Here is a 13364-nt window from a genome sequence, read left to right as displayed (position 1 = left end):
ACCAAGGAGACCACCATGATGAACACCGAACCCCACGCCATGCACCGCTGGCTGCAACAGCTGCTGGGCGACTGGACCTGCAACTCCGACTGCGACATGGGCCCCGACCAGCCGGCCGAAAAGGGCACCGGCACGGAACACGTGCGCGCGCTCGGCGACCTGTGGGTCATCATGGAAGGCGCGGGCACCATGCCCGGCGGTGGCGGCGAGGCGCGCATGCAGATGACGCTGGGCTATGACCCTGAGCAGAACGTGTTCCTCGGCACCTGGGTCGGCTCGATGATGACCCACATGTGGGTGTACCGCGGCACGCTGGACGCCGGCCAGAAGGTGCTCACGCTGGAAACCGAAGGCCCGAGCTTCAAGGGCGATGGCGCCACGGCGCGCTACCGCGACGTCATCACCCTTGTCGGCCCCCATGAACGCACGCTCACCTCATTCGGCCAGCAGCCGGATGGAAGCTGGAAGCAGTTCATGCAGGCGACATATCGTCGCAAGTGATGGCAAGGCGGGCTCCGGTCCGCCGGGCCGGGTGAATACGGGATGAGACGCCCCAGGTGGGCAGTTCGAACAGTCAACCTCACAGGAGTCAGGATATGTCTTACATCGATGGTTTCGTGATCGCGGTCCCTACCGCCAACAAGCAGAAATTCATTGAGCACGCACGCCAGCTCGACCCGATATTCATCGAGCTCGGCGCTCTGCGTGTGATCGAAGGCTGGGGCGATGACGTCCCCGACGGCAAAGTCACCGATTTCCGCCGCGCGGTCCAGGCGACGGCCGAGGAGACGGTGGCCTTCTCGTGGATCGAATGGCCGGACAAAGCCACGCGCGATGCAGGCATGAAGAAGATGATGGAAGACCCGCGCATGGATCCCTCCACACCGGGCAATCCGCCCATGCCGTTTGATGGCAAACGCATGATCTTCGGCGGCTTCGTGCCGGTGGTCGAGGTGAAGGCCTGAGCCGCTGTCGCAGTCGTGCCGCCCGGGACCGGGCCATGGGACGAGAAGGGCGACCACCACGATGGCTGCCCTGATATAAAAACCATAGCTATCTGCGCTTTCCAGACAAGCGCGGAAGCCGAATTTTGTCAAATATCTCCGGCATGGCTGGGTGAGCCGCCAAGCCCCCACTGTCCCGCCCGGCGCACCGCACTGTCCTATCCGCCGCACTTCTGTTCAGGCACCATGGGCTCCATATTCGACAGGCAACCGTCCGATAGTGGCGGTGCACAACACGAGGAGCCCCCTGATGTCGTCGTCCACCTCTGCCACCACCCCCACGCTGGTCCCCATCGTCCGGGCCCAGCTGCTGGGCCCGCAGTGGCCCACCATGGACCCTTTCCTTTTCTGCGCCCACCACGACGATGCCTACCCGGCAGGCAACGCCGCGTTCGGTCCTGCCGTGCCGGTGGACGACCGCCAGATCGGCAGCGACTTCAGCGGCAAGGACGGCTGGAGCATGTACCACGGCGACACCGTGCCCGGCTTTCCCGGCCACCCGCACCGCGGCTTCGAGACGGTGACGCTGGTGCGCAAGGGCCTGATCGACCATTCCGACTCGCTGGGCGCGGCCGCACGGTTTGGAGGCGGTGACGTGCAATGGGTCACGGCCGGCAAGGGCATCGTGCACTCCGAGATGTTCCCGCTGCTCAACGCCACCGAGCCCAATCCGCTGGAGCTGTTCCAGATCTGGCTGAACCTGCCTGCGCGCAACAAGATGGTGGACCCCCACTTCACGATGCTGTGGGACGAGCGCATCCCGCGCCTGGTGCACAACGACGCCGCCGGCCGTGCCACCACCGTCACCGTGGTGGCCGGCGCGTTGCCCGGCGCGCCCGAGCCGCTGTCGCCGCCACCCGAGTCGTGGGCCTCGCAGCCCGAGGGCGACGTGGCGATCTGGACGCTGCGCATGGACCCCGGCGCCGAATGGACCCTGCCCGCCGCGCAAGGCGAAGGCACGCAGCGCATGCTGTATTTCTTCGTGGGCGACAGCCTGCGCGTGGGCCCGCAGGACGTTGACCGCCACGCCGCGCTGCAGGTGCGCGCCACCGAGGACTGGCTGCTGACCAACACGGGCGCCACCACGGTGGAATGCCTGGTGCTGCAGGGCCGGCCCATCGGCGAGCCCGTGGCGCAGTACGGCCCGTTCGTGATGAACACACAGGCGGAGATCATGCAGGCCATGAACGACTACCGCCGCACGCAGTTCGGCGGCTGGCCCTGGGACGACCAGGACCCGGTGCACGGCACCGAGGCCCGACGCTTTGCGCGCTACCCCGGCCAGGCCGAGGAAGAGCGTCCCGGTGAGGCGACCGCAGGGGCGCGGGCCTGAATACCTTCGCCCGGTGGGGTCGCCGGCGCTGCCCGGCAGGCGCCGGGCGGCTCGTGGACAATCCAGCCTTTCGATGCGCGCAGCGCCGCCACCGCGCCAGCCGGTGGCCCCGGCGCTGCGCCGCACCCCTTGACCCCAATACGAAAGCGCAAGCCCTGCCATGAGCACCACCATTACCAAAGACTCCGCCGTCACCATCACCTACAAGGTGACCACGCCCGAAGGCAAGCCGCTCGATTCCGGCAGCCTGGCGTACCTGCACGGCGGCTATGACAACATCTTCCCCAAGGTCGAAGCCGCCCTGGAGGGCCAGGCCGTGGGCTTTGCCACCACGCTGCAACTGGCGGTGGAAGACGCCTTCGGTGTGCGCGACGAAGGCCTGGTGCGCACCATCCCCAAGAGCGAGTTTCCGCCCGGCGTGAAGGTCGGCGGCCAGTTGCAGGGCGTGGGCAACGACGGCCAGCCCGCCGTGTTCAACGTGGTCAAGATCAAGGGGCCCGAAGTGCACCTGGACGGCAACCACCCCCTGGCAGGGCAGGCGCTCGCCTTCAGCTGCAAGGTCACCGCAGTGCGGGCTGCCAGCGCCGAAGAGATCGCACACCGCCATGTGCACGGCGCGCACGGCCACCAGCACTGAAAACCAAGACCGGCAGCACCCTCACCACGCATCGCACCGCCCGAACCATGCGTCTCATCGCGCACTCCGAGCGGGCTTTTTCGCTGCAGGACTTCCTGTCGGCCGATGAATGCGCGCAGCTGGTCGAGCTGGCAGAGGCCGGCGGCTTCAGCGCAGCGGGCGTGCGCACCACGGGGGGGCCCAAGGCCATGCCCCTGGTGCGCAACAACGAGCGCGTGCTGGTCCAGGCGCCTGGCTGGGTGGCGCTGCTGTGGCAGCGACTGGGCCAGGTGGCCTTGCCCGCCGTGGGCACGCAGCGCGCGCAGGGCCTGCCCAAGGACCTGCGGTTCTACAAATACTCCCCCGGCCAGCGGTTCAAGATGCACAAGGACGGCCCCTGGACGGAGTCGGGCCAGACGAGCCAGCTCACCCTGCTGGTGTACCTGAACGACGGTTTCACGGGCGGCGCGACGGACTTTCGCGACTTCGCTGTGGCCCCCCGCACCGGGGCCGCGCTGCTGTTCCTGCACGACACCTGGCACGAAGGCACTGCCGTCACCGAAGGCACGAAGTACGTGCTGCGCTCGGACGTCCTCTACGGCTGAACCGAGCGGGCCCGTGGGCAGAAGGCGCGGTGCATGCCGCGCCAGCCCTGTGGGGCGCCGGCCCTGGCCTTATTCTTGGCACAGCATGACCGATTCTTCCACCCGCTCCACCACGACCCGCGCACCCGGCGCAAGCTCTGCCCATCCGTCGGAAACCGCGCCAGAGGGCGGCAATGGCCTGCTCTGGGTCCTGTTGGCTGTCGCAGCCGTCTTTGCCGTGCTGCGGCCCCGCGCACCGATGGACTACCTGCAGCTGGTGGACTGGCAGACCGTGGGCGCGCTGGCGGGCCTGCTGGCCATCACCCAGGGCGTCGAGAAGAGCGGCATGCTGCAGGCCACGGCCCAGCGCCTGCTGGGCCGCATGACCGACCTGCGCAGCCTGGCGCTGCTGCTCACTGCCGGCGCTGCCGTGCTGTCCGCCCTGGTTACCAACGATGTGAGCCTGTTCCTGCTGGTGCCGCTGACGCGGGTGCTGGCCACGCAGGCCGAACTGCCGCTGGCCCGGCTGGTGGTGCTGCAGGCCCTGGCGGTCAACGCTGGCTCCGCGCTCACGCCGATTGGCAATCCGCAGAACCTGTACCTGTGGCACCGCTCGGGCGAAAGCTTCATCGGGTTCATGGGCATGATGGCGCCCACCGTCGCGGTCATGCTGTTCTGGCTCTTCGCGGCAGTGTGGGTGTTGGTTCCCCGCACCCCCATTGCGCTGCGCCCGGCGTCCGAAGTGCCGGCCGTGCAGCCGCGCCTGCTCACGCTGGCCGGCGTGCTCTTCGTGGCGTTCGTGGTGGCGCTGGAGCGGCACTGGCTGCTGGCGGGGCTCGCGCTGGTGTTCGGCGCGTTCCTGGTGTCCTACCCGCGGGTGCTCAAGGGCGTGGACTGGGCGCTGCTCGCCATCATCGCGCTGATGTTCATCGACCTGCGCCAGCTCGCGGAGCTGCCTGCCGTGGCCGAGCTGCTCAAACAGGCCCCCATCGCCGAGGGCTGGCGGGCGTACCTTGCCGCCATCGTGGCCTCGCAGTTCATCAGCAACGTGCCGGCCGCCATCCTGCTCGATGGACCGGTGCGTGACCTGCCGGCGCTGGCGGCCGGGGTCAGCGTGGGCGGCTTCGGGTGCGTGCTGGGTTCGCTGGCCAACCTGATCGCGCTGCGGTTGGCGCGCTTGCCCCGGGGCCTGCGCGAGTTCCACAAGATCAGCATTCCCTTCCTGCTGGTGTGCGCGCTGTCTGCACTGCTGCTGCGGCTGGGGTGAGCCTGGAAGGATTGGCAGCCCCAGCGTGCAGGCATGCATCGGCGCCGCTCAGCGCTTGCCGCTGCGGCCCCGTGCCAGGCCCCGGCCCTGCAGCACCGGCTCGGCGGCCAGCCGCTGCCGCGCGAAGTCCACGAAGGCCCGCACCTTGGCGGGCGCGCGGCGCCCGGCGGGGTAGACGATGTGCACGGGCACGGGGTCAGGCTCGTGCTCGGCCAGCACCACGCGCAGCCGGCCCGCACGCAGGCCGGCTGCGGCCTGGTAGGCCAGACAGCGCGTGAGGCCCAGGCCCGCCTCTGCGGCGGCGATGTCCACCTCGTTGCTGTTGCTGATCCAGGCGAGCTGCGGCGCTCCGATGGCGCCGCTGCGGAACTTCCAGGGCGATGCCGCGCGCGCATCGAACGAGAACGCGATGGCGCGGTGCCCGCCCAGTTCATCCGGATGGCGCGGCTCGCCGTGCTGCGCCAGATAGCCGGGCGACGCGACCACCATGCGGCGCAGCGCACCGACCTGCAGCGCGGTGAGCCCCGAATCGGGCAGGTGGGCAATGCGCACGGCCACGTCCATGTCCTCTTCCAGAAGGTGTACCAGCCGGTTGACGAACAGGGTGCGCGCCTGCACGCGGGGATGGGCCTTCAGGAAATCGAGCACCACGGGTGCGACGTGCTGGTTGCCGAACATCTGCGGCGCGGTGATCGACAGCAGGCCCTGGGCTTCGCCCTGCGCGCCGCTGGCCGACTGCTCCGCCTCGTGCAGGTCGTTCAGGATGGGGCGGCAGTCCGCCAGGAAGCGCTCGCCCGCCTCGGTCAGCCGCACCATGCGCGTGCTGCGCTGGAACAGCAGCACCGACAGGCGCGTCTCCAGCGCCGCAATGGCGCGTGTGACCGCTGCTGCAGAGCAGCCCAGCCTGCGCCCCGCCACCGCAAAGCCGCCTGCATCGGCCACCGCGACGAAGCAGCGAAGGGTCTCCAGATGGTCCATTATTTCGATTGGTGCAATTTTGAAAGTCGCAATATCGCTATTCACAGCGTTCAGTGCAATAGATAAGGTCCGGGCCTGCACAACTATCTGCCCCAAAGGACTGCACCATGGCCCCTACCCAACCCATCACGCTGTACCGCATGGCCGTGTCCGGCCACTGCCATCGCGTCGAGCTGATGCTCTCGCTGCTGGGCCTGCCGTTCGCGCTGGCCGAGGTGAATCTGTTGAAGGGCGAACACCAGCGCGCAGAACACCTGGCCCTGAACGCCCTGGGCCAAGTGCCCGTGATCGTGGACGGCGGCACGGTGCTGAGCGACAGCACCGCCATCCTGGTCTACCTGGTGCAGCGCTACGCCCCTGGCAGTGCCTGGATGCCGCAGGACCCGGTGGGCCAGGCGCGCCTGCAGCGCTGGTTCAGCCTGGCCGCCGGCCTGCTGGCACCGGGCGTGGCGGCACCGCGCTTTGCGGCCATCATCGGGCGCCCGGTGAGCGAAGCGGCCCAGGCCATCGGCCAGCGGCTGCTGGATTTCATGGAGGGCGAACTGCAAGGGCGCCCCTGGCTGCTGGATGGTGAGGCGCCCAGCCTGGCCGACGTCGCCATGGTGAGCTACATCTCGCAGGCGCCCATCGGCGGGCTGCCGCTGTCGGCCCATCCCCGTGTGGCTGCCTGGGTGGCGCGCATGGAGGCCCTGCCCGGCTATGTGCCGCTGGCCGACCGCCTTCCCGAGGCCGCTGATGCGGTAGCCGCATGAGCGCCAGCCTGCCGCTCGCCGAAGCTCCCGCCTTCCATGCGGGCGAGCAGGCCCTGCAGGAGCGCGTGGGCGTGCGCGAGCGCATGGCCGAGGTCGGCCCGGTGGTGATGCGCGACCACATGCCCGACCAGCACCGCGAGCTTTTCGAGAAGCTGCCCACGCTGCTGCTGGGCGCCATCGATGCAGGCGGTCAGCCCTGGGCCACCATGGTGGCCGGGCCGCCGGGCTTCGTGCACACGCCCGATGCGCGCAGCATGCAGATCGCGGTGCAGCCCGATGCGGCCGACCCGGCGCTCGCGCAACTGGCACAACACTCGCAACTGGAACACGGCGCACCGGTGGGCGTGCTGGGCCTGGAGCCCCATACCCGCCGGCGCAACCGCATGAACGGGCGTGTCGCCGCCTTCGGAGCACAGGGCCTGGAGGTCGAGGTGGCGCAGAGCTTCGGCAACTGTCCCAAGTACATCCAGGCCCGCGCGCCCGGCCTGCGGGATGTGGTGACCCCGCCCGTGCCGGCACAGGCGTTGGGACCGGCGCTCGATGCTGCCGCGCTTGCGCTGATCGAGCGCAGCGACACGATGTTCATCGCCAGCGCCTCGGCCGCGCGCCCGGGCGCAGAGCGCAATGAAGGCGTGGACATCTCGCACCGTGGCGGCGAACCGGGCTTCGTGCAGATTGCGCACACGCCGGACGGTGTGGTGCTCTCGGTGCCCGATTACCCCGGCAACCTGTTCTTCAACACGCTGGGAAATCTCGCCCTGCACCCGCTGGCGGGGCTGCTGTGGGTGGACTATGAGGACGGTGGCCTGTTGCACGTCGCGGCCCGTGCCGAGCTGCTGTGGGACGACGCCGCCCGCGCCCCCTGGCCTGGCGCACAGCGTGTGCTGCGATTGCAGGTGCTGGGCGGCGTGTGGCGGGCCAGGGCGCTGCCCTGGCGCTGGACGCCGCCGCAGCCCGCGCCGCAGTTCAGCGCGCTGCGGGCGCGTGCGACGGGGTGAGCGGGGAGATCCGCTTGCGCGGCGTGGTCGCCTCGGCCTGCACCATGTGCCCGCTGCGTTCATGCGCGCTGTGCGACAGCTCGGTGATCAGCGCGGCTTCGGGCAGGTTGCGCCAGTAGCGTGTGGGCATTTCCTTTTTCATCATGGTGGTCTTGAGCCGCGCGGGGTTGAAGATGTGGCGGTAGTAGGTGAGCCAGAGCGCCTCGCCCGCGTCGGGCGGTGGGGCATCGCTGCGCTGGCCGCCGGGCCCGACCTGCAGCGTGCTGCCGTCCCAGCGGACGCTGGCGTCCGGCGTGAGGATGGCCCAGTGCATGTGCGTGAAGCGCCGCACGAAGAACCCGGCGTTGGCTTCGGTGATGAAGTGATCGGGCTCGAACCAGGCAACCTGCACGGTGCGGCCCTCGCTGTCGGTCACGGGGCGAAAGCGCACGAAGGCGTGCATTTTGTGCATGTCGCGTGCCACGGCGCGCACCATGTGGTGGGCCTGCATGCGGTCGGCGTCCAGCGGGTCGTGGCGCAGCGCGCGGTCATGCGACAGTCGCCACAGCAGGCGGTACATGAGCGTGAACCGCGCGGGGTTGCGGTGCAGCACCAGGCGCTCGCACAACCGCACGAAGTCTTCGGGCACGCGCGGTGCCGGGTGTGCGGCGCGGGGCTGCAGCGCCGCCAGGTCGAGCGTTGGTGGCGAGGCTGCGGCGGCGCCGGCGAACAGGTCCTCGGCAACGTCCTTCGCGGTGAGCCAGTCCACGGCCTGCGGCGGCACGCCCGCCTGCACCAAGGTGCGCGCGGCATGGCGAAAACCGGCCCAGTCGGTGGGGTGGTCGAGCATGACGGTGTGCTGTGCCATGGATCAGGCGCTCGCGAAGGCCAGCCGGCCCCTGGCCGTTATGGCTGAGAGTGTCCAAGCCCGGGCGCAGCGGGCGCGCAGGCTTTCGACAAGCACGGGACGGACGGGCGGGGACGTGCAAGCGTTGTCGCGCATGGCTCGAACCTTCAGAACAGACTGCCCTGCGCAGGTGGCGGCGCAAGGCGTGCGGCCAGGTCGGCGGCATCCAGCGCGCGCCCGGGGCGGTAGTCCACGGCCTCGACAAATGGCAGCACTTTCTTGAGCGGCACATGCAGCCGGGCCAGGTCGGCATGGCGCAGGCGGCGCACGCGGCGGGCGGCCAACAGGCGGTCCACCGTCTGCACGCCGAACCCCGGCACGCGCAGCAGCAGCTCGCGCGGGGCGGTGTTCAGGTTGACCGGGAAGCGCTCGCGGTGCGCAATGGCCCAGGCCAGCTTGGGGTCCATGTCCAGCGCCAGCATGCCGCCCTGGCTGGGGGGCACGATCTCGCCGTGCGTGAAACCGTAGAAACGCATCAGCCAGTCGGCCTGGTAGAGCCGGTGCTCGCGCACGGTAGGCGGGGCGATGAGCGGCAGCGCGCGCGCCGCGTCAGGAATGGGGCTGAAGGCCGAGTAGTACACGCGCCGCAGCCGGTGCACGCCATACAGGCCCGCGCTGGTCGCCAGGATGGTGCGGTCATCGGTGGCGTCGGCGCCCACGATCATCTGCGTGCTCTGCCCACCCGGCGCGAAGTGAGGCGCCACAGCGCGCCGCGTGAGCGTGCGTGTGGTGGCGGGCATCGACACGACCTTGGCGGCGGCCTGCTCCTTGCGCGCCTGCCGCGCGTCCTCGATGCGCACGGCCATGCGCGCCATCGACCTCGCAATGGCCGCGCTGTCTTTCTGCGGCGCCAGCGCGGTCAGGCCTTCGGGCGTGGGCAGCTCCACGTTGATGCTCAGCCGGTCGGCGTAGCGGCCCGCGCGCTCCATCAGCTCGGGCGATGCATCGGGGATGGTCTTCAAGTGGATGTAGCCGCGAAAGTCGTGCTCTTCGCGCAGCGTGCGGGCCACCTCCACCACCTGCTCCATGGTGTAGTCGGGGCTCTGGATGATGCCGCTGGAGAGGAAAAGGCCCTCGATGCAGTTGCGGCGGTAGAAGTCGAGCGTGAGCTGTACGACCTCGGCCACGGTGAATCGCGCCCGGGGCACGTTGCTTGTCACCCGGTTCACGCAGTACAGGCAGTCGTACTGGCAAAAGTTGGTGAGCAGGATCTTGAGCAGCGAGATGCAGCGGCCGTCCGGCGCATAGCTGTGGCAAATGCCCATGCCCTCGGTGGAACCCATGCCACGCCCGCCGACCGAGTCGCGCGGCGCCGCGCCGCTCGATGCGCACGAAGCGTCGTACTTGGCGGCATCGGCCAGGATGGAAAGTTTGGATTGCAAATTCACTGTATGAATTTACAGTAATTTCCCATCCGAAGCCAGTGCGAGGGTATTGCATGGATGTGATTTGCTATCTAAGTCATAGCTATCTGCGCTTTGCCAATGAACGCCAGGGCCTGAAATGACATAGAAATTCCGACCCACCCCGGGCTGAGCCCTTCAAGGCACGGACTCCAGCGCCATCACCGCCGTCGCTGTGTTCGAAATCGGGATGTGGTAGTTGCTGTGCACCCGCCGCACGCCCGCGCTGGCCGTGCTCAGCGCGCCGCGCATGGCCAGCCACATGAGCAGCTCCACGCCCTGGGTGCCGGTCTTCTCCACCAGTTCGTGCACGCTGAACTGCGTGGCCCATTCGGGGTTGCTCACCAGGCTTTCGATGAACTGCAGGTCGAATGCCTTGTTGATGAAGCCCGCCCGCTCGCCGTCGAGCTGGTGCGACAGGCCGCCCGAGGCGATCACCGCCACCTTCTTGCCGCTGTCCCAATGCTGGATGGCCGCGCCCACGGCCTTGCCGAGGGCGTAGCAGCGCCGGGCCGACGGCAGGGGGAACTGCACGGTGTTGATGCACACTGGCACCACCGTCACCGGGCAGTCGCCCTCGGGCCAGAAGAGCTTGAGCGGCAGGGTGCAGGCGTGGTCCACCAGCATTTCCTGGCAGGTGGTCACATCGAACTCCTGCGCAACCAGGGCGTTGATGAGATGCCAGGACAAATCCACCTCGCCCGTCAGCGGTGCCAGCGTGGGAATGCCCCAGCCTTCGTCCGCATTGTGGTAGCGGGCCGCCGCGCCCACGGCAAAGGTGGGCATCTTGTCCAGGAAGAAGTTCAGGCCGTGGTCGTTGTAGAACATCACTACCACATCGGGCTGCCTGGCGCCCAGCCACTGGCGGATGGGCGCAAAGCCGTCGAAGAAGGGCTTCCAGTAGGGCTCGCTCTGCAAGCCCTTGTGGATGGCGCCGCCAATGGCAGGAATGTGCGATGTGCCGAGGCCGCCGATGACTTGTGCCATGGTGTGGGTGCTCCTTTGCTGTGTCTTTGCGCTGTTGCTTTTCCTAGCGGCCCGCCGCCACCAGCCTGGCCTTGAATTCGTCCTTGGTCATGCCTGTCTGCTGTGCCCCTATGTCCTGCATGTCCAGGCCGAAGATGCCTGCGAACTTGGCCAGGTAGTACGCGTTGCCACCGGCGGCGATCAGCTGCAGCACGTTGCGGGCGCGGATGGCCGCGGCCTGCTGCTCGTTCAGTCCGTACTGCTGCATGTAGGCCTCTTCGTCGGCGGCGAATGCTGCGCGGTTGGCGGCGTGGTTGAACGAAAAGCACATCTTGTTGAGCGCATAGCCCTTGCGGGCCTGCGTGCCGTCGAACGGCGTGGTGCCGGGAATGGGTGGCAAGGGGGTGGGCAGTGGGATCACGATGTCTCCTTGGCTTGATGCAGGTCAGACTGCAGTGTCGGGCGCGCATTGCCAAAGATGAAGGGGGCCGGGATCATCGGATCCATGAGCGAAATCGATTGGTCGCACCTGGATGCGCACCTGCTGCAGCTGCTGGTGGCCGTGCTGGAGACCGGCAGCATCACCGCCGCGGCCGCGCGCCTGGGCGTCACGCAGTCGGCGGTGAGCCACCTGCTGGGCAAGCTGCGGGCCATCACGGGTGACCCGCTGTTCGTCAAGCGCGGGCGGGGCATCGTTCCCACTGCGCGGGCGGACAGCCTGGCTGCGCCAGCGCGCGAGCTGCTACGGCAGATGGAGCAGTTTGCGCGCGGCCCGCAGTTCGAGCCCGCACGGTGGGCCGCGCAGCTGACCATCGCGGCCAACGACTTCCAGCGCGACCTCCTGCTGCCTGTGGTTGCGCAACGCCTGCGCGAGGCGGCGCCCGGCGTCGCCCTGCGCATCGTGCCCAGTGGCGCCCCAGGAGCAGAGCTGCTGCGCTCGGATGCCTGCCAAATGGTGATCAGCCCGCGCCCGCCTGACGGCACCGACATCCTGCAAAAGCGCCTGTTCGCGGACCACTACCGCGTGTTCTACGACCCCTGCATGCGCAGCGCGCCTGCCGAGGTGGCGGACTACCTCGCTGCCGACCACGTCACCGTGGCCTACGAGGCGCACCGGGGCCTGGACCTGGACCGGCAGCTCGAAGAGCGCGGCCACCACCGCCGCTTTGCCGTGCGCGTGCCCGGCTTTGCCGCGCTGCCAGCGTTCGTGCGCGGCACGCCACTGCTCGCCACGGCACCGTCGCTGCTGTCGCGCACCGCACTTGCGGGCCTGGCCAGCGCACCGGTGCCGGTGCCATGCCCGCAGTTGCCGATGTACATGGTCTGGCATGTGCGCCACCAGCAGGATGCGGCGCATCGCTGGTTGCGCGAGCAGATGGAGGCCGCGGTCGGCGCTGTGCTGCCGGCGGCGCTACTTGGCGGCCCGGCTGCGGTCCCTGCGCAGTGCCTGACGCAGCAGCCGCGTGGCGCGGTCGCGCATGCCGGTGGGGTGGCCTGAGGGCTGCGGGTGGGCCTTGGCTTCGGCGCATGCGGCCAGGAAGTCCTGCAGGATGGCGGTGTCGTCCAGCGTGTCGGCACCGACCTTGTGGAACTCGGGATGCCACTGCGTGGCGGCGATGTAGCCTCGCCCCGGCCCGGCCTGCAGGCGAATGGCTTCGGGTACGCCGTCGGGCTCGCTCAGTGCTTCCACGACGAAGTCAGGGGCGACCCGCTTGATGCCCTGGTGGTGGATGCTGTTGACGCGGGCTCTGGGCTTCTCGGGGTACAGCTGCGCCAGGCGCGTTCCTTCGACGATGTTGATGTCGTGAAAGTGCTGGTCGTATGTGGACGCATTGCGGTGCTGCAATGCGCCGGGATGCTGGGTCTGCAGGTCCTGGTAGAGCGCGCCGCCGAATGCCACGTTGATCAGCTGCAGCCCCCGGCACACGCCGAAGATGGGCTTGCGCACCTCGGCGAACGCCTTCACGACCGCCAGGTCGTACAGGTCGCGCACGCGGTCGCCGATCCATTCCTCGCGCAGCGGCTCCTCGCCGTAGTTGCCCGGCCACACGTCCGCGCCTCCATGCATCACCACGCCGTCAAGCCACTGCGCGTAGTGCGCCAGCGTCACGTCGCCGCGCGCCGTCTCGCCGGTGGGGCAGGGCACCATCACCACCATGGCGCCGGCCGACATGATCCAATGCGCGATGGACTGCTCTACATACTGCAGCGTCTTGTTGGTGAACAGCGGGCGGGTCGGATCGGCGTGCTGGAAGCAGGCGGACAAACCAATCTTGAGGCGACGGTCATCGGGCATGGGTGCGGGCTCCGGGCAGCACGCTGAAACGGTGCTGCCGTGCAGTGAACAACAGGTACCAACGTTGTAGCACCGCAGCCCGTGGCGCGTCTGTAGGAGAGCGGCCTGCACCCCTGCACGCGTCGGCCTTCTGCGATGCAGTGCTGCGAAATGTGGCTTTCTTCATGAAATGTTTTGCTGAATCTGTTGCGTGATACGACGCATTCTTTCGTGCTCGCGATAATTTCCGTGCACTTGGCGCCAGGGAGGGCCGCCGGGTGACGCCTGTTCAGAGTCTCCCG

15 protein-coding genes are annotated in these 13364 nt (G+C 68.6%); 9 read left to right on the top strand and 6 right to left on the bottom strand.

Annotation, left to right across the window (positions count from 1 at the left end):
• The first annotated feature begins 15 nt into the window (after positions 1-15).
• From KW835_RS10275 to KW835_RS10250, 6 genes are all read left to right on the top strand, one after another.
• Positions 16-501 (top strand): DUF1579 domain-containing protein, encoded by a 486-nt coding sequence (locus KW835_RS10275; RefSeq protein ID WP_218382278.1) that lies wholly within the window; start codon positions 16-18, stop codon positions 499-501.
• Between the two features lie 95 nt (positions 502-596).
• Entirely contained in the window at positions 597-965 is a 369-nt protein-coding gene (locus KW835_RS10270; RefSeq protein WP_056171024.1) for a DUF1428 domain-containing protein, read from the top strand.
• Between the two features lie 289 nt (positions 966-1254).
• On the top strand, positions 1255-2337 hold the full coding sequence (locus KW835_RS10265; RefSeq protein WP_218382277.1) for a pirin family protein: 1083 nt from the start codon (positions 1255-1257) through the stop codon (positions 2335-2337).
• Between the two features lie 160 nt (positions 2338-2497).
• The gene (locus tag KW835_RS10260) at positions 2498-2974 is read left to right on the top strand and encodes a peptidylprolyl isomerase (protein ID WP_218382276.1); all 477 of its coding nucleotides are present in this window, start codon (positions 2498-2500) and stop codon (positions 2972-2974) included.
• Positions 2975-3021: 47 nt separating this feature from the next.
• Complete coding sequence (locus tag KW835_RS10255; RefSeq protein ID WP_255593444.1) at positions 3022-3558, top strand: 2OG-Fe(II) oxygenase; 537 nt, start codon at positions 3022-3024, stop codon at positions 3556-3558.
• Positions 3559-3643: 85 nt separating this feature from the next.
• Entirely contained in the window at positions 3644-4804 is a 1161-nt protein-coding gene (locus KW835_RS10250; RefSeq protein ID WP_218382275.1) for an SLC13 family permease, read from the top strand.
• 48 nt (positions 4805-4852) lie between these two features.
• Here KW835_RS10250 and KW835_RS10245 read toward each other — a convergent pair whose 3' ends face one another.
• Positions 4853-5782, bottom strand: coding sequence for a LysR family transcriptional regulator (locus KW835_RS10245; RefSeq protein WP_218382274.1), 930 nt, complete (start codon positions 5780-5782; stop codon positions 4853-4855).
• 107 nt (positions 5783-5889) lie between these two features.
• On the opposite strand from KW835_RS10245, the gene KW835_RS10240 reads away from it, so the two are divergent.
• Both KW835_RS10240 and KW835_RS10235 read left to right on the top strand, forming a co-directional pair.
• Positions 5890-6534, top strand: a complete 645-nt coding sequence (locus KW835_RS10240; RefSeq protein ID WP_218382273.1) for a glutathione S-transferase family protein — start codon at positions 5890-5892, stop codon at positions 6532-6534.
• Positions 6531-7532, top strand: a complete 1002-nt coding sequence (locus tag KW835_RS10235; RefSeq protein WP_218382272.1) for a pyridoxamine 5'-phosphate oxidase family protein — start codon at positions 6531-6533, stop codon at positions 7530-7532. The genes KW835_RS10240 and KW835_RS10235 overlap by 4 nt, the downstream gene beginning before the upstream one ends.
• Here KW835_RS10235 and KW835_RS10230 read toward each other — a convergent pair.
• The 4 genes from KW835_RS10230 to KW835_RS10215 form a co-directional block, all read right to left on the bottom strand.
• Positions 7501-8379, bottom strand: coding sequence for a TIGR03915 family putative DNA repair protein (locus tag KW835_RS10230; RefSeq protein ID WP_218382271.1), 879 nt, complete (start codon positions 8377-8379; stop codon positions 7501-7503). The genes KW835_RS10235 and KW835_RS10230 overlap by 32 nt on opposite strands.
• A gap of 146 nt (positions 8380-8525) precedes the next feature.
• Positions 8526-9806, bottom strand: a complete 1281-nt coding sequence (locus KW835_RS10225; protein WP_218382270.1) for a putative DNA modification/repair radical SAM protein — start codon at positions 9804-9806, stop codon at positions 8526-8528.
• Between the two features lie 153 nt (positions 9807-9959).
• On the bottom strand, positions 9960-10808 hold the full coding sequence (locus KW835_RS10220) for a class III extradiol dioxygenase family protein (RefSeq protein ID WP_218382269.1): 849 nt from the start codon (positions 10806-10808) through the stop codon (positions 9960-9962).
• 43 nt (positions 10809-10851) lie between these two features.
• Positions 10852-11199: a protocatechuate 4,5-dioxygenase subunit alpha gene (locus KW835_RS10215; RefSeq protein ID WP_218382450.1), complete on the bottom strand. Its 348-nt coding sequence runs from the start codon at positions 11197-11199 to the stop codon at positions 10852-10854.
• 93 nt (positions 11200-11292) lie between these two features.
• Between KW835_RS10215 and KW835_RS10210 the strand changes: the two genes are divergently transcribed.
• Positions 11293-12285: a LysR family transcriptional regulator gene (locus KW835_RS10210; RefSeq protein WP_255593441.1), complete on the top strand. Its 993-nt coding sequence runs from the start codon at positions 11293-11295 to the stop codon at positions 12283-12285.
• On the opposite strand, the gene KW835_RS10205 is transcribed toward KW835_RS10210, so the two are convergent.
• Positions 12199-13083, bottom strand: coding sequence for a gamma-glutamyl-gamma-aminobutyrate hydrolase family protein (locus KW835_RS10205; protein ID WP_218382267.1), 885 nt, complete (start codon positions 13081-13083; stop codon positions 12199-12201). The genes KW835_RS10210 and KW835_RS10205 overlap by 87 nt on opposite strands.
• Between the last annotated feature and the right edge of the window lie 281 nt (positions 13084-13364).

The organism is Acidovorax sp. sic0104, assembly GCF_019219095.1.
Classification (GTDB): domain Bacteria; phylum Pseudomonadota; class Gammaproteobacteria; order Burkholderiales; family Burkholderiaceae_C; genus Acidovorax.
Note: the sequence above shows the minus strand (reverse complement) of the source record. Positions and strands in the feature narration are given on the sequence as shown.

Excerpts from the sequence above, each read along its gene's own strand:
- KW835_RS10275 (WP_218382278.1), top strand. The coding sequence starts at position 16 with ATGATGAACACCGAACCCCACGCCATGCACCGCTGGCTGCAACAGCTG.
- KW835_RS10270 (WP_056171024.1), top strand. The coding sequence starts at position 597 with ATGTCTTACATCGATGGTTTCGTGATCGCGGTCCCTACCGCCAACAAG.
- KW835_RS10265 (WP_218382277.1), top strand. The coding sequence starts at position 1,255 with ATGTCGTCGTCCACCTCTGCCACCACCCCCACGCTGGTCCCCATCGTC.
- KW835_RS10260 (WP_218382276.1), top strand. The coding sequence starts at position 2,498 with ATGAGCACCACCATTACCAAAGACTCCGCCGTCACCATCACCTACAAG.
- KW835_RS10255 (WP_255593444.1), top strand. The coding sequence starts at position 3,022 with ATGCGTCTCATCGCGCACTCCGAGCGGGCTTTTTCGCTGCAGGACTTC.
- KW835_RS10250 (WP_218382275.1), top strand. The coding sequence starts at position 3,644 with ATGACCGATTCTTCCACCCGCTCCACCACGACCCGCGCACCCGGCGCA.
- KW835_RS10245 (WP_218382274.1), bottom strand. The coding sequence starts at position 5,782 with ATGGACCATCTGGAGACCCTTCGCTGCTTCGTCGCGGTGGCCGATGCA.
- KW835_RS10240 (WP_218382273.1), top strand. The coding sequence starts at position 5,890 with ATGGCCCCTACCCAACCCATCACGCTGTACCGCATGGCCGTGTCCGGC.
- KW835_RS10235 (WP_218382272.1), top strand. The coding sequence starts at position 6,531 with ATGAGCGCCAGCCTGCCGCTCGCCGAAGCTCCCGCCTTCCATGCGGGC.
- KW835_RS10230 (WP_218382271.1), bottom strand. The coding sequence starts at position 8,379 with ATGGCACAGCACACCGTCATGCTCGACCACCCCACCGACTGGGCCGGT.
- KW835_RS10220 (WP_218382269.1), bottom strand. The coding sequence starts at position 10,808 with ATGGCACAAGTCATCGGCGGCCTCGGCACATCGCACATTCCTGCCATT.
- KW835_RS10210 (WP_255593441.1), top strand. The coding sequence starts at position 11,293 with ATGAGCGAAATCGATTGGTCGCACCTGGATGCGCACCTGCTGCAGCTG.
- KW835_RS10205 (WP_218382267.1), bottom strand. The coding sequence starts at position 13,083 with ATGCCCGATGACCGTCGCCTCAAGATTGGTTTGTCCGCCTGCTTCCAG.